This is a genomic window from Providencia sp. TYF-12 (assembly GCF_041344805.1).
In the GTDB taxonomy this organism is placed as follows: domain Bacteria; phylum Pseudomonadota; class Gammaproteobacteria; order Enterobacterales; family Enterobacteriaceae; genus Providencia; species Providencia huashanensis.
The window spans coordinates 4,064,692-4,084,023 of record NZ_CP166833.1; the positions used below are offsets into that span (position 1 = coordinate 4,064,692).

General features: G+C 40.7%; 22 protein-coding genes. 3 read left to right on the forward strand and 19 right to left on the reverse strand.

The annotated features are described in order from the left end of the window. Nucleotides 1-78: 78 nt before the first annotated feature. Complete coding sequence (locus ABE954_RS19045; RefSeq protein WP_042845449.1) at nt 79-1,650, reverse strand: AbgT family transporter; 1,572 nt, start codon at nt 1,648-1,650, stop codon at nt 79-81. 457 nt (nt 1,651-2,107) lie between these two features. On the opposite strand from ABE954_RS19045, the gene ABE954_RS19050 reads away from it, so the two are divergent. Both ABE954_RS19050 and ABE954_RS19055 read left to right on the forward strand, forming a co-directional pair. Further along, nucleotides 2,108-2,488 carry a DUF1992 domain-containing protein gene (locus tag ABE954_RS19050; protein ID WP_166686598.1) on the forward strand — a complete coding sequence of 127 codons (381 nt, stop codon included), beginning with the start codon at nt 2,108-2,110 and terminating at the stop codon, nt 2,486-2,488. A gap of 192 nt (nt 2,489-2,680) precedes the next feature. Next, a complete protein-coding gene (locus tag ABE954_RS19055) occupies nt 2,681-3,088 on the forward strand; it encodes a DUF2628 domain-containing protein (protein WP_048606024.1) in 408 nt (135 codons plus the stop codon). Between the two features lie 101 nt (nt 3,089-3,189). Here ABE954_RS19055 and ABE954_RS19060 read toward each other — a convergent pair whose 3' ends face one another. The 18 genes from ABE954_RS19060 to ABE954_RS19145 form a co-directional block, all read right to left on the reverse strand. Then, entirely contained in the window at nt 3,190-3,891 is a 702-nt protein-coding gene (locus ABE954_RS19060; RefSeq protein ID WP_042845451.1) for an AraC family transcriptional regulator, read from the reverse strand. Between the two features lie 177 nt (nt 3,892-4,068). Then, nucleotides 4,069-4,404 carry a tRNA-binding protein gene (locus tag ABE954_RS19065; protein ID WP_042845453.1) on the reverse strand — a complete coding sequence of 112 codons (336 nt, stop codon included), beginning with the start codon at nt 4,402-4,404 and terminating at the stop codon, nt 4,069-4,071. Nucleotides 4,405-4,609: 205 nt separating this feature from the next. Beyond that, the gene (locus ABE954_RS19070) at nt 4,610-4,936 is read right to left on the reverse strand and encodes a multidrug efflux SMR transporter (RefSeq protein WP_042845455.1); all 327 of its coding nucleotides are present in this window, start codon (nt 4,934-4,936) and stop codon (nt 4,610-4,612) included. A gap of 21 nt (nt 4,937-4,957) precedes the next feature. Next, a complete protein-coding gene (locus ABE954_RS19075) occupies nt 4,958-5,374 on the reverse strand; it encodes a multidrug efflux SMR transporter (protein ID WP_042845457.1) in 417 nt (138 codons plus the stop codon). Between the two features lie 62 nt (nt 5,375-5,436). Then, a complete protein-coding gene (locus tag ABE954_RS19080) occupies nt 5,437-6,126 on the reverse strand; it encodes a hypothetical protein (protein WP_042845458.1) in 690 nt (229 codons plus the stop codon). A 14-nt stretch (nt 6,127-6,140) separates the two neighbouring features. Further along, entirely contained in the window at nt 6,141-6,785 is a 645-nt protein-coding gene (gene pduL / locus ABE954_RS19085; protein WP_048606020.1) for a phosphate propanoyltransferase, read from the reverse strand. Continuing rightward, on the reverse strand, nt 6,782-7,219 hold the full coding sequence (locus tag ABE954_RS19090) for a BMC domain-containing protein (RefSeq protein ID WP_042845463.1): 438 nt from the start codon (nt 7,217-7,219) through the stop codon (nt 6,782-6,784). Before ABE954_RS19090 ends, pduL begins: the two co-directional genes overlap by 4 nt. Before the next feature lie 21 nt (nt 7,220-7,240). Then, nucleotides 7,241-8,191: a choline TMA-lyase-activating enzyme gene (gene cutD, locus ABE954_RS19095; RefSeq protein ID WP_042845465.1), complete on the reverse strand. Its 951-nt coding sequence runs from the start codon at nt 8,189-8,191 to the stop codon at nt 7,241-7,243. Nucleotides 8,192-8,269: 78 nt separating this feature from the next. Then, entirely contained in the window at nt 8,270-11,701 is a 3,432-nt protein-coding gene (cutC, locus tag ABE954_RS19100; RefSeq protein WP_166696480.1) for a choline trimethylamine-lyase, read from the reverse strand. 57 nt (nt 11,702-11,758) lie between these two features. After that, nucleotides 11,759-12,889, reverse strand: a complete 1,131-nt coding sequence (locus ABE954_RS19105; protein WP_071548630.1) for a 1-propanol dehydrogenase PduQ — start codon at nt 12,887-12,889, stop codon at nt 11,759-11,761. A gap of 7 nt (nt 12,890-12,896) precedes the next feature. After that, a complete protein-coding gene (locus ABE954_RS19110; protein WP_004259057.1) occupies nt 12,897-13,154 on the reverse strand; it encodes a EutN/CcmL family microcompartment protein in 258 nt (85 codons plus the stop codon). Between the two features lie 26 nt (nt 13,155-13,180). Next, complete coding sequence (locus ABE954_RS19115; protein ID WP_053083841.1) at nt 13,181-14,815, reverse strand: acetaldehyde dehydrogenase (acetylating); 1,635 nt, start codon at nt 14,813-14,815, stop codon at nt 13,181-13,183. A 68-nt stretch (nt 14,816-14,883) separates the two neighbouring features. Continuing rightward, on the reverse strand, nt 14,884-15,162 hold the full coding sequence (locus ABE954_RS19120; RefSeq protein WP_004259063.1) for a BMC domain-containing protein: 279 nt from the start codon (nt 15,160-15,162) through the stop codon (nt 14,884-14,886). Nucleotides 15,163-15,177: 15 nt separating this feature from the next. Then, on the reverse strand, nt 15,178-15,462 hold the full coding sequence (locus tag ABE954_RS19125) for a BMC domain-containing protein (protein WP_042845468.1): 285 nt from the start codon (nt 15,460-15,462) through the stop codon (nt 15,178-15,180). Nucleotides 15,463-15,482: 20 nt separating this feature from the next. After that, a complete protein-coding gene (locus ABE954_RS19130) occupies nt 15,483-15,761 on the reverse strand; it encodes a BMC domain-containing protein (RefSeq protein WP_004249182.1) in 279 nt (92 codons plus the stop codon). A 657-nt stretch (nt 15,762-16,418) separates the two neighbouring features. Continuing rightward, complete coding sequence (locus tag ABE954_RS19135; RefSeq protein ID WP_042845470.1) at nt 16,419-16,937, reverse strand: FidL-like protein; 519 nt, start codon at nt 16,935-16,937, stop codon at nt 16,419-16,421. Next, nucleotides 16,934-17,776: a transcriptional regulator gene (locus ABE954_RS19140; RefSeq protein ID WP_042845471.1), complete on the reverse strand. Its 843-nt coding sequence runs from the start codon at nt 17,774-17,776 to the stop codon at nt 16,934-16,936. The genes ABE954_RS19135 and ABE954_RS19140 overlap by 4 nt, the downstream gene beginning before the upstream one ends. Nucleotides 17,777-17,828: 52 nt before the next feature. Then, the gene (locus ABE954_RS19145; protein WP_042845473.1) at nt 17,829-18,407 is read right to left on the reverse strand and encodes a TetR/AcrR family transcriptional regulator; all 579 of its coding nucleotides are present in this window, start codon (nt 18,405-18,407) and stop codon (nt 17,829-17,831) included. Between the two features lie 308 nt (nt 18,408-18,715). On the opposite strand from ABE954_RS19145, the gene ABE954_RS19150 reads away from it, so the two are divergent. Continuing rightward, on the forward strand, nt 18,716-19,276 hold the full coding sequence (locus tag ABE954_RS19150) for an NADPH-dependent FMN reductase (protein ID WP_042845475.1): 561 nt from the start codon (nt 18,716-18,718) through the stop codon (nt 19,274-19,276). Nucleotides 19,277-19,332 lie beyond the last annotated feature (56 nt).

Consider the following 19,332-nt stretch of genomic DNA (forward strand, 5'->3'; position numbering starts at 1 on the left):
CAAACGCGTATTGTAGCCTATCGCTTAAAAGTAAAAAGGTATAACCCTCTTTAAGACAGGTTATACCTAATAAAAAAACTAACTACCCGGAGTAAAATAAATTGGGGAGCCCGGTCCGACTGGAATACCTAATACAAATACCCAGACTATGAAGAATATTGACCATCCGATAAAAAAGATAATAGAGTATGGCAACATCATTGAAACCAATGTCCCTATACCTGCATCCTTTTTATATTTCACGACAATCGCCATAATCAACCCAAAATAGCTCATCATTGGGGTGATAATATTAGTGACTGAGTCCCCAATACGATATGCCGCTTGGATAGTTTCTGGCGCATAACCCGCCAACATCAACATCGGTACGAAGATAGGCGCAGTAACAGCCCATTGAGCGGATGCAGAGCCAATCATTAAGTTAATAAATGCACAGATAAGAATAAAGCCAATAAATAGAACACCACCGTGAAGGTCGATACTATTTAAGAAGTTAGCACCTTTAACCGCAATAACTTGCCCAATGTTTGTCCAGCCAAAGAAAGCGACGAATTGTGCTGCAAAGAAAATAATAACAAGGTATAAACCAAGTGTACTCATTGCCCCTGCCATTGCGTCAACAATATCCTTATCTGAGCGCATGGTTTTGGCAATATAGCCGTACACAATCCCTGGAACCGCGAAAAAAACAAAGATAAAGACCACAATTCCTTTCAAGAAAGGAGAGTTACTAACTAACCCAGTATCTTGGTTACGTAATATTCCGTTTTCTGGTACTACCATTAACGCCAGAATCGCCGCCAATCCCCAAAAAGTCACAGAGGCCCAAAATAATGCTTTTTTCTCTAGTGGGGTGACATTTGCCGAAGCATAGAGGCTATTTTCATCCTCATCAACCGCACCACCGGTATAGGGACCGAGTTGCGGCTCAACAATTTTTTCAGTGATCAAATAACCTAAAATAGTAATTAAAAACGTACTGGCAAACATAAAGTACCAGTTTGCTTCTGCACCCACGATATACGTTGGGTCAATGATTTGTGCAGCCTGCTGAGTGATACCAGAAAGTAACGGGTCAACTGTACCCAATAATAAGTTTGCTGAATAGCCGCCTGAAACCCCAGCAAATGCAGCAGCAAGACCCGCTAAAGGGTGACGACCTAATGAATGGAAAATAATGGCAGCCAGTGGAATAAGAACCACATAGCCCAACTCTGCAGCGGTGTTTGACATGATCCCGGCAAACACAATCGCCATAGTGGTTAATTTTCGTGGAGCTTTGGTCACAACTAAGCGCATAGCGGCAGATAGTAAGCCTGCCCGTTCTGCAATCCCAACCCCTAATAGTGCGACAAGCACCGTCCCTAATGGTGCAAACCCTGTAAAGTTTGTGACAACATTGGCAATAATTTTTCGGATCCCTTCGGCATCCAATAGACTCACAATGTGAATAATACCATCTTCCGCGCGCCCTTTTGCGCCTTCTGGACGAGGATCAACCACACTGACACCAAAGTACTGACCAATTGCTGAAGAAACTAATAAAATGGCAATCAAAATAATAAATAAAATAACGGGATGTGGTAAAGCATTACCTAACCACTCTACCGTTCGCAAAAAACGGCTTCCCTCTTGCTTTTTTTGTTCCATATTTTCTCCTTATAAACAAGAAAAACGGACATTACACAATGTTTTTCTTTTTTGCTATTTACAAATAGATAATTGCAAATCAACAAAATTTATACAAATTAGACATAAGATTCATAAAAATCAGGAGTGCAATCACTTAATCAGCTATTAAAACTATTAATTTAATTAAACTAGAGATATAACACCAAAGAAAGCCTCGTAAATTAATTTCTATAAATGTGCTCAACATAACAATTTACACATTATTAATAACCATTTTTCATCATTTATCACTAAATATATATCAATTTTTAGCAGTTTTATTTTATATAAATAGTTAAACCTCCATTTATCAATACTCGATAAAACCTTATTGATTATTCGTAATAACAACGCTAATGAAGCATAATATACCAGCCTTCATTCAGCGAATATGAAAGGCTATAATGGTATAAAATCAATTTTCGGGGTCACTATTATGTCAGTTATCGATCTTTGGGCTGAACGCCATATTCAAGAAGCGTTAAACAAAGGTGAACTATCGAGTTTAAAGGGAGAAGGTCAGCCGTTGCAGCTTGAAGATGATAGTTTGGTTCCACCAGAGCTTAAGGCTGGGTATCGGCTCTTGAAAAATTCGGGGTATTTACCCCCAGAATTACAGCAAAGAAAAGATGCTCTGACATTAAGTAATATGTTGCAAAGTCTTTCAACCGACGACCCCAATTATTCAAGCATTAGCAAACAATTTGCTTTACTTGAATTAAAACTTAGACAAGCCAATGTAAATACTGACTTCTTGCATGGTAATTACTCAAACTCTATTTCTGAGAAAATAACCAATAATTCAGAAACAAAGTAACTTTACGTAAATAGATTAGTAAATAGCCACTAGCCTTTTATCTTCTTAATATCTTTTCTATTTATAGCTTCTGCATACTGTATTAAGAAAGCTCTGCAATAGTCATATTAAGACTATTTCCCACTGTTTTTATATAAACATATAAGTATTATCAATCCCTATTTTATATTATATATCAACAAGGAATGGGAAATGGAACAAAAACAATACTCTAATAAATGGCAAAAACGTTTCGACTTTTTTGAAAAGTATGGCTCACCGAGTACACCTGAATTTAAAACTGCATTAAAAGCAGCGTCCTTTGGCGAGCGCCTTTTAATTAACATGAATTTTTTTGCTTTTTTCTTCGGTATTATTTACTTCCTAATATTAGGGCTTTGGAAGAAAGGTCTGGTGATGCTTGGTATTTCTATAGCGATAGGCCTTGTCTTAAATATTATTGATTTTATGGTAGGTGGAACTATCCCTAATGGTGCTTATACTGGGTTATCGGTAGGTATTTCAGTGATGTGGGCGATGGTTGCTAACTATGCTTACTATATTAAAGAAACTAAAGGGCTAGATGGTTGGAACCCATTCGAAGGGATACGCATGGTATAGCGGCAGAAAAATAAAATGGCGGCTTAAAAGTAGCTAATTTTTATCATCGTATTGTGATAATTCGATTTCTAAATAGTTAACCTAAGCCGCTGAGTCGTAACCTACCGTAAGTGAAATTTCTGTATACGATATTCATTCGGCGTTTTACCATAAAATTTACGAAATGCATGACTAAATGCGGAATGTGAATCATAGCCGACTGTTAATGCGATTTGTTCTATCGGAATATTTGTTAGCAATAAGCTCCCCGCAGCTTCCATCCGTTTATGTAATAAAAACTGCATCGCCGTTAATTGTGTTTCAGCCTTTATTTTGCGTTGGAGCGTACTTATCGACATACAAAAAGCTGTCGCCATATCTTCACAGCTAATAGGGTGATGTAAGCGTAGTTCAACCCACTGAGAAACTTCATCAATCCATTTATTTTCAGGCTTTAGTTGAGCCAATAATAAGCGGGCAACCGTAAAATTATGTTCAGGTGCTTGCGGGAAACTTTGCAACCAATTCAAAAGACCGACAGCGGCAGGAGTCAAAGTGAACTGCGTCATTTTCTCACTCAATGCCCACTGAGCTGTGGCGGGCATTTCTAATACATAATTTTGATTGCCGACTTGCCCACTAAAAGCGTGATTAACACTTGGCGGGATCACTACTCCATTGCCTGCATTAAGTAAAAAATGTTGGCGATGCATATTGATTTCCATTTGCCCAGATAACGACAAAACGACTTGCCACTGCCCATCATGTTGATGAGAAATGACTTCGTCTGAATATTGGCGAAAATGAAGTTCAGGCAATAGCAAAAGATCACACTCCTACTGATACAGATGATAGTAGTATAACCTTTTTACTGATAAATGGCAGCGATGGCGCCGACTACGCTAGGCCGCAAGCAAACGAGCCCCTAGGGGCATACAAAAGTATGTGACTAGGGCGAGTGAGCGAAGCCAACAACACGATAATACAAAGAATGACGAGCATTATGCTAAAAGCGCACCATTCGGTAGAGGCAGGTTAAATTCTGCAAGAACAATCGCCCCTGTTTCATCCGGTGCACCCGTGATTAATACCTCGGATTTGATCCCTGCTATCCGTTTCACCTCAAAATTACAAACACATAGCACCTGCTTACCAATCAAATCTTCTGGTGTATAGTTGACGGTAATTTGTGCGCTGGAACGTTTAATTCCCAACTCGCCTAAATCCACGTCCATTACGTAAGCTGGCTTTTTAGCTTTACTATTCACTTCGGCACGAATAATCGTACCGACTCGCATTTCTACCCGAGTAAAATCATCCCACTCAATAATTTGCATAAATCTATTCCTGAATTAATTCACTTATCTTCTGTAAAGTAACATAGAACGGATTTAGCTTTTTATCGCTAGGCAATCATTTTATGTTGTAGAAGCATCAATAGCTTCGGTTACTTAAAAAAAAGCCCTCACACTAAAATGAAGGCAACGTAATGAGCAAAATAATAATAAAGTTCTGAGAGTAGCAATTAAACTAATGTATTAATTACATAGTGGAGAATGTATTCATAATTATCCCGCCAGAGATAATTAACCCCATCGCAAAGACAGCAGGAAAATCAGGCTTTTGTTTATATAACACCATAGAAACTAACGTTACACCGACAATCCCAAACCCACACCATAATGAGTAAGCGACTCCGACAGGGATATACCCCATTGCGCGAGTCAATGCAAAATAGCATAAGCAATATGCAATAATGACTAATACTGAAGGCCCCAACTTACTAAAGCTGTTGGTCTTTTTAATCATGGATGTGCCTGTTATTTCTGAGCCAATAGAAAGCGCTAACCATAAAAATCCAGTAAACATAATATTCCCCTTAAATTTAAATTAGTGAGCTGCTTTATTTTTTGCTGATAATAATGAAGCTTCAGCTTTAGGCTCTTCGGCTTCTTCATCAGAACCCATTTTGGAAAATAGATTCATAATTACAATACCACTTGCTATTACAGCCATGCCTATCATTGCGGCAGTATCTGGATGCTGACCATAAAATAACATGCCAAGAGTAGAAACCATTAATATCCCTGTTCCTGACCATGTTGCATAAGCTAAACCCACCGGAATATATTTAACAGCGCGAGAAAGTGAATAATAACAAATAACATACAGTACGACGATTAATGCCAATAATAACGATTTTGTCATTCCTTCACTATTATCAAACATTTTTAGCGTTGATGTTGCTGAGGTTTCAGAAATAATAACCGCCAACATCCAAAGCCATGATTTTGCTTTAGGGGACATAGATAATACTCCTACAATAAATAGAAAATTAAGATGATTTTTAATACGCTAAATTTATTTTATTATTTCAATGATTTTAAATAATCAATTGCAGAATCTGTTAATTTATTTTCATTCGCGCAATACCCCCTAGGGTTATTCATTACTTCTTTTAAAGTAATATAGCGACTTGGAGTTTCATTAGTTATTTCAGGTTTTAAATATTTAGAAATATCATGAGTTAGTAACTTTTTTTCAATTTCATTTAATGGAAAAAACTGAATACCTAAGTTAATTGCTTTACTGATATTTTCTTTAATAAGATGATTATAATTTTCATTTTTATTTAAACCTAAGATATGGCTTAATTCACTTTCTGGGCAGCAATGGTATTTCAATGCCAATATAGGAATATTTTGTGATAGTGCGTGTAAAGTTAATTCACTTTCCTCACTAACAAATAAACCACTGGCAATTTCACCGACAACTTTTGCATCAATAAAAGGTAAAAATAGGCAGCTATAGCGGCTTAACTTATTTATTGATAACGTATTTTTGTCTATAACATGTCCTAGCTCAGCCCATTTCTCCATATTCGAAGACTGAAGCATTGATGCGGTGGCATAAAAGGAAAAACAAACAGAATCTAGCTGCGCTAACCTTTGGTAAATAGCTTGCTGATAGCCCTCAACCGGTGATAACACAACCAAAACTTGTCGTTTTAACTGACGTAAAACTTGTTGCACAATTTGCTCGATCAGTTTTTCGTTCATTTTGCCACCGTTCCTTAACCCGCAATAAATACGCTATCGTTATTACGTAAACCCGCAGCATTCGCTTCATCTGTATCAATATGAAATTCAAGAGAAAACCGCTCATCCACTCTCACGATAACCTCATCAAATACTAAGCTACGCTCACCCTCAGTACGGATATTTACCTTTTGCCCATTCACCACATTGAGTGACCTCGCATCCATCACACTCATATGAATATGACGCTGAGCACAAATAACTTGCGACTCAAGGTTGACGTGCCCAGCAGGGCCGATCAATAAAGCGTTACCTGAGCCCGTTAAATCTCCTGACTCTCTCACTGGCGCTTTAATACCCAGTGCAAAACAATCCGCTTTGGACACTTCAAGTTGCGTTTTTGGGCGAACAGGCCCTAAGACTCTCACTTTGCTTATCGACCCTTTTGGCCCAACCACCATGACACATTCCTTGGCTGCAAATTGCCCTGGCTGCTTTAAATCTTTGAATGGTGTCAGTTGATATCCTTGACCAAACAACGCTTCAACATCTTGCTGTGACAGGTGAACATGACGATTTGAAATACCGACAGGAATTGCAATGTTCGGTTGTATTCCTTGAGCAAAGCTATTGGTTGAAAGACGGGATAAAATTTTGCCCATCAACTGCTCATTAATCATGATTTTTTACCTTTGCGTAGGTCATTTTTGGTCTCTTTTACACTGGTATCCTCTTTTACTTCAGGCGCAGTATGTTGAGGTTTTGCTTCAACCGTTTCACTTTCTGATGAACTTTGTCCTTTTTCTGTCTTTTCAATGCTTTTTTCTAATTCACCCTTTTTACTTTTCACCGTTAACAATTTAGCCGTCACACTTTCTTCTGGGCGAGCAATCACTAATGAGCCGACAAGCAGTTGGCTATTCGCTATCACGTCAATGCCATGATCAACCGCAGTGCGAACTGCACTAATTTCACCTTGAAAACAAACTGATACCAACCCAGAACCTATTTTCCGATAACCTATAATTTCTACACTAGCGGCTTTACATGCTGCATCTGCGGCTTGTATGGCGGATGTCAGCCCCCGAGTTTCAATCACACCTAAACTTTTCATCTGTCTCTCCTACTTTGTGACTTAGTGACGAACCAGTCGAATATCGAAATCGAATTGCTTAAAGAACGCTTCAAGTTGATCTAACTCTTCAGCACTATAGGTTGGGTCTTGTTTAACCGGGTAAATCATCTCTAACTTGTCGTATTTGCCACGACCCAACTGGTGATAAGGTAAAATATCGATGCGCTTTACATTGCCGCGTTTGGATAATTCCATCGCATAATTAATCGCACCAGTAATGGCATCAAATGAATCGTTGTATCCACGGACTAACGGCATACGAACGACGATGTTAGCGCCAAGTTCCACCAACCTTTCAAGATTACGGCGAACATTTTCATTCCCAATACCGAATAAGTTTTTATGCTGTACCGTATCGATATGTTTAATGTCATACAAAAATAGGTCGACAACTTCAGCTAGCTTTTCATAGTTGGCTAATGAGGTTGTTCCTTGTGTTTCTACGGCGGTGTTGATCATCATTTTTTTACACTCACGCAGTAGGGCAACAGCAAAGTCGGTTTGTAGGCTCATTTCGCCACCACCGATTGTTACACCACCACCGGAAGAGATATAAAAATCATAATCTTGCATAATGATTTCCATCATTTCGGCTACCGTGACATCTTTGCCCATAATGTCTAACGCACCGCCAATACACACTTCTTCGCATTTACGACAACCAATACAGTCAATACTGCGATTGACACGGTGAATCTGTTCACCTTGTTCATTAATGGTTTTGTAATGGATACCGGTAGGGCAAACATCGACACATTTCCCACAATTCACACATTTGTCGTGAGAAAACATCACTTGAAACTGGCTACTTAGTCCTTCTGGATTAGCACACCATGGGCAGCGAATATTGCACCCTTTTAAGAAAATCAGCGTTCGAATGCCATCGCCATCATAAATTGAGTATTTTTGGATATTAAATATCCGACCTTTAATCTCTGCCGCGCTCATCATTACACCTCTAAAATCAGTTCAAATTTATTATTGTTATTATGAAACGGCAGGTATGAAGTCATACCTGCCAACGCTGGTTTAGAACTTCTCAATTACAGTACGGCTGATAATCTCATCTTGAACCTCTTTACAAAGCTCAACGAAATATGCGCTGTAACCTGCAACACGAACGATTAAATCTCGGTATTTTTCAGGCTCTTGCTGTGCTTTTTTCAGCATTTCGTTATCTACATAACTAAACTGCATTTGCCCGTTACCTAAAATAGAGGCGGTTCTCAGTAACGTGATTAAGCCATGACGCCCTTCCGGTGTATCCAATAAGCCTTTTAAGAACTTAAAGTTATGCACCATACCGATGTTCATCGTCTCAACATTCATCTTGCTGATTGATTTGATGATGGCAGTAGGGCCTTGTTTGTCCGCACCTTGTGTTGGGCTGATACCATCCGAGAGTGGCATCCACGCTAAACGGCCGTTAGCACTTGCTGCGGTCAATTCACCAATTGGGGTATTGTTGGAAATGGATAAGGTTCCGTGACTCAATGTTGAATACAACATGTCATATTTACGGCACTCACGCTCTGTCCACTCGGTGATATCCAGCGCATATTGGTCAACATAGTCATCATCGTTACCAAACTTAGGCGCATTTAAGCAGTCACGACGTAATTCGTCATAGCCTTCAAAGTTTGCGAGTAAGCCATCGCGGATTTGCTCAAGCGTGTAGCGGCCCTCTTCATAAACCAATTTACGAATAGCAACAATCGAGTCAACATAGGTGGCAAGGCCTGAGAAAATCAGCCCTGGGCCGTGGTTGATCATCGCCCCGCCAGCTGCAACGTCCTTCCCTTTTTCCATACAACCTTCTACCAGTAAAGACATCAAGGGTTTTGGAGCTACATCGCGATGTACACGCTGGCTGATAACAGTCCCGATAGCCGATAAACGAACAATGTGGCCAATCTGTGCTTTTACTGCATTATCAAAGTCTTCGAAAGTTTTCAGCTCACGTAAGTCACCCGTATCTAAGCCTTGATAGCTATCAAATAACACCATGCGACCACGGTTTAGCACAAATTCAATCGCAATTGGCCACTGGGTATAACCTGTTGATGTCCATTGATAAATACGGCCTGATTTTTGTGGCTCTACACACCCCATTAAGCAGTAGTCACGCGCATCTTCAAAATCAAAGCCTTTACGTAGCATCATTTTGATGTGGGAATCATCGAAGTGACAGGCTGGGAAGCCCATACCGGCTTTCACCACATCAACGATTTTCTCCATGTATTTCTGTGGTGATTGGTTATGAATACGGCATGCCAGAGATGGCTGATACACTTTCACAAAGCGAACCGCATCCATTATTAAATAGGTCAAATCGTTACAAGCATCACCACCAGAACGTTTTTGTCCACCAACAGTTAAGTTGATAAATGGCTGATAACCTGCGAAGTATTTCGCACCTAGCTCACTCGACATCCACATTAACTCGGCACACTTGATGATAAATGCCTGCATCATCTCTAATGCTTGGTCTTCAGTTAAACGGCCTGTTTTGATGTCGTTTTCATACATTGGTAAGCAATATTGGTCGAGACGCCCTAAAGAAAGACCGGTTTGGTTTTCTTCAATTTCAAATAATGACTCAACCGTCCAAATGCTTTGTAATGCTTCTTGTAATGTCACCGGCGGGTTAGCAGGTACATTTTCATTCACCTGCGCGATAGTCAGTAATTCTTCACGGCGTTTTTGGTCTGATTCAAGTACGGCTAATTCACGCGCATGTGCAGCAATACGATGTGAATAAGCAACAACCCCTTCACAGGTTTCAATTGACGCTTTATAGAAATAAATGCGGTCAATGTCATCTGGGTTTTCCATGCTCAACTCAGCTAATTTCGCCTGAGCATCCGCTTTAATGCCATTCATTCCTTTGGTGAATAATAAAACGTCATAGCCTGGGCAGGTATCACCACCACCGTTGATTTGGTGATAAGACAAGTCACTGACAAATGTTTCACCACTGAATTCCCATACCCCCGCTTCACGGTATTGTGCTTCACAAATTTCATCCAGAGAGCGCCCTTCCCAGAACGGAGCAATTTCCTCGCGGATCACTTTTTTGTCTTCTTCTGAGATAACAAATGGGTCTTGTGGACGCGTGCTCATGGTATCGAGTTCTTCGACTACCCAACGCCATGCGATATCCGGTGAGAATGCACCCGCACGGGCTTTACCACATGGATGACCCACAATCAGCTCTTCGGGTTGAATTAGGATTGGTGCCGTTTCACAAGCTCGGCGGAACGCTTTCGCACGCAATAAAATTGGCGGTAAACCTGGGTTATTTTTGACAACTTCAGTGAAGGCGAGTGCGCGGTAGATAGACACACTTGGACGCGCTTCTAAGTAGCGATTGCGCAAGCGTTGTAAGCGGGGCGTTAAACCTTCCATAACTTTGAATTCAGTTTCCGCTTGTGCTGTTGGAGCAATATAATTCGCATTTGGCGCTGCGTATTGCGGCTGAACACTGTTTTTACCGCAATATAAACGGACTTTTAACCCATTATTGATAGCACTGATATTTTCATTAGCGGATAACATCATGCCAGACAACTCGTTAATGCAAACACAAGGATCATTCAGATAGATACCGTCTTTTAATGCATCGAACATTGGGTAGCCATCAACTTGCTTGGTTGAGCGAACTTCTGAAAGCTCAGCCAGTTTCAGCCATAAACTTTCTACAATTTCATAAGCTTGCGCCTGAGTTAAACGGCCTTGTTCAATATCGCGTTGGTAGAATGGATAAACGGCTTTATCAAATCCCATTGGATTAACCGCATAGCTGCCATTTTCTAAGTGCAAGATCAGCTGTAATAAATAAAAGGCTTGGCAAGCTTCCTTGAAAGTTTGCGCAGGTTTAGCAGGCACATTGCGCAAAATTGCTGCGCTTTCTTGCAGCTCCGCACGGCGATATTGGTTCGATTCGATTGCTGCCATGCTTTCAGCTTTCGTCGCTAAAGATTGCGCAAAGTGGATTGCTGCATCACACGCATAAATCGCAGAGCGGCAATTATTTGCCTCATCAATGCTATTGCGGCTCACTGCGCTACCAATATTTCTCACTTTATTTTCTAGCTGCGCTTTGATAGCTAAAAAGCCTACGTTTAATACTGCTAAGTAATCTGGCGCATCGACGTTACTGTCGCCTGCTAAAAAGGTATAAATACTGTGGCTATTAATTTCATTTTCAGTATGGAAAATAGCACCACGTGGGGTTGATGATTGGCTACCAATAATCAACTCGTCTTGCCCGATAAAGGCTGGAAAATGGCGGATAAACTCATAAAAACGTTGAGCAGGTTTAATCGCCTGCGGCGCACCGGATAATTGGTTACCCAATGCTTCTAAAATATTAGCTCGTTCAGTAATAATTGAACTGTTGCGGGCACTTAAGCGTTCAGCCAGCATTTTTACGCGTGGGGTCAAAGCATATTTATTCATGTTAGCCTATCCTGATGTTCTTTCTAGTTTGTTGTTCATCACATAAAGCGTTAACTGTTAAAAAGACTGTCTATACAGCGCTTCCAGTTGCACCTTGCTCACATCCCGTGGATTGGTCGGCGTGCAACTATCGCGCAGTGCTTGCCCAACCATTTCCCCTAAACGGGCGTTAAAATCGAATTCATTGATACCTGTTGCTTGAATGCCTTTTGGCAGGTTCATTTCATCTTTCAATACGTTGATCGCCACCATCAGGCTTTCAACGCCTTCACGTATTGATGACGCGGGTAAATCTAAATTTTTCGCAAGATTGGCGTAGCGTTTCGCTGCCTCAGTGTCACAACGGCCTTCTAAATCTGCATTGAAAGCAACCACTTGTGCCATTAACAGAGCGTTGGCGCGGCCATGTGGGATATGGAACACACCACCTAATGCATGAGCCAAACTGTGCGTTATCCCAAGGGAGGCATTAGTGAAAGCCATTCCTGCAATACATGACGCGTTGTGCATTTTTTCGCGAGCCACTAAATTGCTGCCTTCACGGTAGCAATCAATTAAATGACCAAAGACTAATTGCACGGCTTTTTCTGCCAATGCATCGGAAAAATCAGAAGCGGTACGCGAAACATACGCTTCCAATGCATGGCACAGCACATCCATTCCTGTATCCGCAGTAATAGAAGCTGGCACAGATTTCACTAGTGCGGGGTCTAAAATAGCTACATCTGGCAACATAAACTCATCAACCAAAACCAGTTTTTCAGACTGAGACTTGATCACGGAAAATGATGTCACTTCAGAGCCTGTTCCACTGGTGGTTGGAATAGCGATAAACTGCGGTTTAACTCGATTGGGGTCTTTTTTCGTGTGCCAAAGGGAGTAAATAACAGCTTTCGCAGCATCAATCACCGACCCACCACCGAGTGCAATCACCACATCTGGGTATTGCCTATCCATTATTTTCATGCCGTTAACGATGGCTGAAATGTCTGGATCTGGCACAACATCATCGTAAATCGAAAAGGTGATGCCACTTTGGGTTAGCCTGCGAGTGACTTCATCAGCTAAGCCAAACTTCACCATCGCTTTGTCAGTGACGATAAATGCATGGTGAGCACTCATTTGTGAGATAAAATCCAATGCGTTAGCACCGAATTGGACTTTAGGTTTAATCAAAAACTGGTTCATGCTGTTTTTACTCCTTGGTATAAACCTTTTCCACAATGGCAACCACTGACATGGCTTTGTAATTGTCTTTATTCAAAGCGAAGTAAGCTTCAGCTAAAACAATGTCATTGATACCAGCACCAACACTGTCAACTGCCACATACGTTTTGTTTTTCAACGGTTCAAGGTCATCCCCTAGCTTTGTTACCATCAGTAAGTTACTGCCGCTAAGTTCTTGGCATTTCTGCGTTGCAACAACATGCCCGACTACCTTTGCAAGGATCATGGTTTATACCGCCTTATTCCAATGAGTTACTTATTTAGGCGTCCGAGAACGGCCTTGATGATCTGCTCAACATTTTCTTCACTGATATCACCGTGAGAAACGACAGCCTCAGTAACCGCAGCCGTTGTCACCGCACCACCAAATCGGTCATCACCTATTGGATGGACAGCTACGGGTGATGTTGTCGCCGCAACAGGGTTACGGAAGCGGTTATCATCAAAAATACTGACTTGCGGTTGAGTTACCGTTGCAGACACCGCAGGTTGTGCAGTTGTACAAGGCTGAGTGGGTTGCCTTAAATCTTCAATTGAACGTACGCCATAACCCACTTTGCGGATGTTCAGTAGATTCATTGGCCCTACATTATCTGAGCTAGAACCCCCACCCACTGCGCCACACCCCAATGTTAATGCAGGCGTAATATTGGTGGTTGCCCCGATACCACCAAGCGCCGCTGGTGTGTTAATTAAAATGCGGTTAACGGGTTTTTCGAGAGAGAACTGGCGAATAACATCTTCGTTTTGAGTGTGAATAACCAAGGTATGGCCTAAGCCCTCGTTGGTCAGTAAGTCAACCACACGATGACAAGCTGATTGCCAGTCTTCTTCGATATACATCCCTAAAATTGGGCACAATTTTTCACGGGAGTACGGGTTTTTAGGGGAAACGGTATCTTGTAATGCAATTAATACACGGGTATTCGCAGGGACAGCGAAACCTGCTCGTTGGCTTAAAGTAATCGCATCTTTACCTACCACTTCAGGGTTGATAGTGCCGTTCGCTCTAAGCAACATGGATGCCATACGCTTCGCTTCTTCTTCATTCATGAAGTAAGCACCTTGGGCAAGGAGTTCACGATGGACTTCGTTATAGATACAACGCTCAACAATAATGGATTGTTCAGATGCGCAGATCACACCATTATCGAAAGTTTTACTGGTGATAATGTCACTGACTGCTTGCTTGATATTAGCACTACGTTCAATAAATGCAGGGCCATTACCCGGGCCGCCACTAATGGTTGGTGTGCCTGATGCATAGGCTGCACGTACCATGCCTTCACCACCCGTTGCCAAAATTAATGAAACGTCTTTGCTGTGCATCAGTTCTTTCGTTGCTTCAAGAGTCAACATAGTGACTGCATCAACGATACCTGCTGGTGCGCCCGCTTCTAGTGCGGCTTTTTTGACTATTTCTAACGTACGGAAACTGCATGCTTTAGCATTTGGATGAGGGGAGAAGACGATTGCGTTACCAGCCTTCAAGGCAATCAACGTTTTGTAGATGATGGTTGATGTCGGATTAGTAGAAGGTACTAACGCTGTGATAACACCAAGAGGTACCCCCACATCCATAACTTTGTTGACTTTGTCATCATTAATGATGCCAACGGTTTTTAGATCTTTGATGTGCTCATAAACACGCATTGAAGCGAAGGTATTCTTCAGGACTTTATCTTGCCACTTCCCAAACCCTGTCTCTTCATTGGCCATTTTTGCCAACTCTTCTGCATGAAGTGCAGACTCAATAGCAATGTGTTTAACAATACTGTCGATTTTTTCCTGCGAAAATGTCGCGAATTCTTTCTGCGCTTGCTTCGCGTTTCGAACTAGCTCTCTTGCTAGCTGTCTGGATTGCAGATCTTTGTCTAATGCAACCATGTCTTCCCCCGTATCGGAGTCAAAATTAACTCATTAACTTGTTGTTTTATTGATTTATTAGCCAATAATTACGCTTTGTGTTGCTGCGCAATTTTGCCAATATCGTTGTGTGGTCTTGCGATAACGCGTGAAGTCACCACTGTTCCGATACGTTTTGCAGCCTCAACACCGGATTCAACAGCAGCATTAACGGCACCCACATCACCTTTAACCATTGCTGTCACGAGCCCTGAACCAACATTTTCATAACCGATTAGCTCGACATTCGCCGCTTTGCACATCGCATCAGCCGCTTCAATACAAGCCACTAAACCTTTGGTTTCAATTAGACCAAGTGCTTCTTTCATAAGTGATTTCCTTTTTTATTCCGTGACTTTATACTGGGCGACGATTTTTTGAATATCGCTATGAGGACGCGCGATAACCAAAGATGTCACGACGGTGCCAACGCGAGAGGCGGATTCAACACCTGAATCCACTGCAGCTTTCACTGCACCTACATCGCCTTTGACCATGGCGGTAACTAACCCTGACCCAACATTTTCATAACCAATCAGCACAACGTTTGCGGCTTTGCACATCGAGTCTGCGGCTTCAATACAGGCCACTAACCCTTGAGTTTCAATAAGACCTAATGCGTCACCCATGTTTTTTCCTCCGGAAAAAGTTATGCTTTATGTTTAATAACAATTTTGTTGATGTCATTGTGTGGACGCGCAATCACCAAAGAGGTCACAACTTCCCCAACACGCTGAGCAGACTCAACACCGGAATCGACAGCCGCTTTAACCGCGCCTACATCCCCTTTAACCATTGCAGTTACCAAACCGGAACCGACATTTTCATAACCAATTAGCTCAACATTCGCCGCTTTGCACATGGCATCCGCTGCTTCGATGCAAGCCACCAAACCTTTAGTTTCAATAAGACCTAATGCATCACCCATTGTTATTTCCTCCGAGAAACCTTCTTTGTTTTTCTTTACCGCTGATAATTCAAATTGATGTGTCCGAGTACATGTCCTTTGAAATATCGGGGTAATCATTTGCGCCAAGGGTGTCTGCGCGGTGATTTATTGAACGCAGCCTTTGGCTTCAAACTCACTATAGAACCTAAAAAACAAAACAAAATATAAATCCATGAATGATTAATACTTAGTGTTTTACTCTAAAAATTAGCGTGATTTATTTGATTTTTTATGTAACCTCACTAAAAAAACCAAAAATTCACGTTTCTATCTGGAGATGAAAAAAGGGCTAAAAGTTGATTTACGATTAATCAAAGGAATTGTTAACAAGATATTATTGAGCTGATAAGGCGGGGTAATTTAGGGAGTGATAACTGTGGAAGGGCTCACTTGCTTATAAGCTTAGCTAAGTATTTATTTGTGAGATAGCGATTGGGCAACTGCCAACTTCAATACCAACTTGGCTAATCCCATTCACGAAACCACTATGAGGAACCCTGCATAGGCATAATTAGTTTAAACTAAGTAAAGCTCCAATGAGCTATTGGATAAAACGCGGGGGAGCATCTCTATACGCATAAAATACTGAAAGAAAAGAGCCCATAGCGCCCTTTTCTTTAAGCTATTTTCAGACCATTAATCAAATTTACTGCCAGGTTTAAGTGTGCAGATATAAAGAGGGGAATTTATTGAGCTTAACAATAATGCTTTGTCATTGAGCTTTTGGGCATTAAGAAATAAACCGTCATGGCTATCTGACATCTCTCGCATAAAGTAATCGAAAATAACATCAGGGGATTCATCAATAGAAGATGCTCGTGATTCCCATTGGCTGATATTATAATGCCTTTCTGTTGGGGATACTCGTTGGGTAGTATAACTAAATTTTACGTAACGTTGTAAATATAGCCACCCTGCTTTGGAGTCTGTATAACCTTCCACAACAATCGAGCCCTTGCCATTAGAACCAAAATTGAAATGAATGTTGCCATTAACATTTTCATCTATCATATTTTCAAAGCGCATAATGCCTTTAGTCGAACAGACCATCAAACCATCTTGTTGATTTGAAAATAACACTGACTGAGTATAAACCGCTACTATGATAAATAGTAAACCACTCAGTAAGCATAATACCTTGCCTGAAATCTTCATGATGGATTCCATGAATAGTAGAAGTAATTATCACAATAACTAAATGGGTTATCTTCATTCACAGCACAATGGGCCAGAAAAACTCGCCCTAATCCATTCGTTTGTAACTTATCACCATAGAAAAAAACAAATCGCTCCTTTTCTATGCAGTCTAGTTTCAAGTTATTTCTTACCTTGTCAAAATTTTGTATATAGTTGAGGGCAACAGTGCCATTAATCATTTTCTCATTTGACAAGACATCGCAATTATTGTGTTCCAACACCGTCATACTAATTGGTGATGATGGTTGCTTGGATAGATAAGCCATCACGGCTAATAAAATTGAGCAAAGCAATAAGGCTGCACTAGCTAAATACCAACAAATTTCTTTTTTTTCTGGGGTTAGTGAAGTAATAATCTGTGGTTCTTCAAGGGGATGTGGGGCTGAATTCGCAACAGAAGATAAAACGACCTCTGCGCCATCAATTTCATTAAGATTACTAATTAACTCAAGAGGGTTGATTTTAATATCATCAATTAATTCTAAGGAGACTTCAGAATTGAATTCTAATAAGCCTCTACCAACAGTAACGATAATATTTTCAATACCATATTGACGGAATGCTTTTCTTAAAATACTTAAGTATTGATTTAAATTACTGTTCGATGACACTAAGCCATTATCATCCCATACAGATTTCAATATATCGTCTCGGGATAAAACACCATTATGTTGTATAAAATAAAATAATAATGCATTAGCAGTGATAGACAATTGCGTGTCCACCTCACCTTCTTTCAAAGATAAAGTGCCATCAACTGCATCATATATAATGAAGGCATTGATTTTATATTTCACTATCGCCTCATGTGCTTATTATATTAATAAAATTACACTGCTGGTATTACCGTTACTCCTCAGGTAGTTTTTCAAATGATATTTGTGTCAACCGACTTACAATAGCAGCGCGTTCTTGTTGTAATAATGTTTCCCCTTCAGTCAATGACGAAAGCCATAACCCATCAGCGGCATACCTGACTAATGCCCCTAAATAACTATTATCAAATTCATCCCCATTTGCTAAATGGCCTAACACCCAATCTCGCCAACATTGACGTAATACCGGCTCTGTTGGCATAGCTAAAGACAGCAAAGCAAGTTGAAAACTTTCATCCGATTCTTTAAGTTCACCAATATAGTGCAAATATGCACGAGAGAAACGCCCATACGGATTCGGATCATTCTCCATAATCAAATGAATTCGCTCATCCATAATTCCCAATAATTGGAGAAACAACGCATGGATGAGTTCCTGTTTGCTTGGGAAGTGGTGCATCAACCCGCCTTTACTGACACCCGCTTCTCTTGCCACAGCATTAAGAGATAACGAAGAAATCCCTTCTCTACCAGCAATAATGCGAGCCGCTTTGAGTAACTCAACTTGGAGTTTGGCGGGATCTTTTTTTCTATGCTGTGCCGTTTTATTCATGAAACGAATGATACCGACCAGTCGGTATGTTTCATTTTGACTAAAATCAAGTAACTATGATTTGTCAGTGGGTAAATAGAAATACTGGAAGAGGACTCACAATATCCCATCGTAATAATTCATATCACTATAATTAATTTAAAAAATTCAATTTTTTTTGATATTTGTTTCACTTATTCTGTCGTTTTAATTTAACTTAGATTTTGCACCTGTTCATATTATGATGTTTAATAAAAGAAACAACGTTCTGACAAAATACAAATCATATGAAGTATTAATGATCAACTGTCGATAGAAGAGGTTTTATCATGTCAAATCAATATAGTATTGGTGTTATTGTTGGTAGCTTACGTGCAGATTCTTACAACTTAACCGTGGCTAAGGCCATTACCAAGTTGTTCCCAGCAAACTTTACCTTTAAGTTTATCAACATCGGTGACTTACCTCTCTACAACCAAGATGCAGACCAAAGTGTGCCAACTGTGGTCGCAAATTTTAAATCGCAGATTAAAGCTTGTGACGGAATTATTTTTGCTACCCCAGAATATAACCGCTCAATCCCTGGCGTGTTGAAAAATGCCATTGACCAAGGTTCCCGCCCTTGGGGTGATAATTCATGGGATGGCATTCCAGCAGGCATTTTAGGTGTTTCTATTGGTAATATCAGTACCGCGATAGCCCAACAGCACCTACGCAATAGCCTTGCATTCTTAAATATGCCTACCATGAACCAACCCGAATGTTACCTGAAATGGTATGACGGCATGGTGGATGAGCAGGGAAATATCTCACCAAAAAGCAAAGATTTCTTACAACCTTGGGCCGATACCTTTGCAAAGTTTGTGGCACATAATATTGTGAGTAAATAAGTGGGTTGGCAATATGCCGCCCATAAAAAAGGGCACTCAACCAGTGCCCTTTACAT

Coding starts and splice junctions, on each gene's coding strand:
- ABE954_RS19145 (WP_042845473.1), bottom strand. CDS start 18,407: ATGAATAAAACGGCACAGCATAGAAAAAAAGATCCCGCCAAACTCCAA.
- ABE954_RS19150 (WP_042845475.1), top strand. CDS start 18,716: ATGTCAAATCAATATAGTATTGGTGTTATTGTTGGTAGCTTACGTGCA.
- ABE954_RS19105 (WP_071548630.1), bottom strand. CDS start 12,889: ATGAACCAGTTTTTGATTAAACCTAAAGTCCAATTCGGTGCTAACGCA.
- cutD (WP_042845465.1), bottom strand. CDS start 8,191: ATGATGAGCGCGGCAGAGATTAAAGGTCGGATATTTAATATCCAAAAA.
- ABE954_RS19045 (WP_042845449.1), bottom strand. CDS start 1,650: ATGGAACAAAAAAAGCAAGAGGGAAGCCGTTTTTTGCGAACGGTAGAG.
- ABE954_RS19065 (WP_042845453.1), bottom strand. CDS start 4,404: ATGCAAATTATTGAGTGGGATGATTTTACTCGGGTAGAAATGCGAGTC.
- ABE954_RS19070 (WP_042845455.1), bottom strand. CDS start 4,936: ATGTTTACTGGATTTTTATGGTTAGCGCTTTCTATTGGCTCAGAAATA.
- ABE954_RS19090 (WP_042845463.1), bottom strand. CDS start 7,219: ATGAAAAGTTTAGGTGTGATTGAAACTCGGGGGCTGACATCCGCCATA.
- pduL (WP_048606020.1), bottom strand. CDS start 6,785: ATGATTAATGAGCAGTTGATGGGCAAAATTTTATCCCGTCTTTCAACC.
- cutC (WP_166696480.1), bottom strand. CDS start 11,701: ATGAATAAATATGCTTTGACCCCACGCGTAAAAATGCTGGCTGAACGC.
- ABE954_RS19125 (WP_042845468.1), bottom strand. CDS start 15,462: ATGGGTGACGCATTAGGTCTTATTGAAACTCAAGGGTTAGTGGCCTGT.
- ABE954_RS19135 (WP_042845470.1), bottom strand. CDS start 16,937: ATGAAGATTTCAGGCAAGGTATTATGCTTACTGAGTGGTTTACTATTT.
- ABE954_RS19115 (WP_053083841.1), bottom strand. CDS start 14,815: ATGGTTGCATTAGACAAAGATCTGCAATCCAGACAGCTAGCAAGAGAG.
- ABE954_RS19050 (WP_166686598.1), top strand. CDS start 2,108: ATGTCAGTTATCGATCTTTGGGCTGAACGCCATATTCAAGAAGCGTTA.
- ABE954_RS19075 (WP_042845457.1), bottom strand. CDS start 5,374: ATGTCCCCTAAAGCAAAATCATGGCTTTGGATGTTGGCGGTTATTATT.
- ABE954_RS19120 (WP_004259063.1), bottom strand. CDS start 15,162: ATGAAAGAAGCACTTGGTCTAATTGAAACCAAAGGTTTAGTGGCTTGT.
- ABE954_RS19130 (WP_004249182.1), bottom strand. CDS start 15,761: ATGGGTGATGCATTAGGTCTTATTGAAACTAAAGGTTTGGTGGCTTGC.
- ABE954_RS19055 (WP_048606024.1), top strand. CDS start 2,681: ATGGAACAAAAACAATACTCTAATAAATGGCAAAAACGTTTCGACTTT.
- ABE954_RS19110 (WP_004259057.1), bottom strand. CDS start 13,154: ATGATCCTTGCAAAGGTAGTCGGGCATGTTGTTGCAACGCAGAAATGC.
- ABE954_RS19080 (WP_042845458.1), bottom strand. CDS start 6,126: ATGAACGAAAAACTGATCGAGCAAATTGTGCAACAAGTTTTACGTCAG.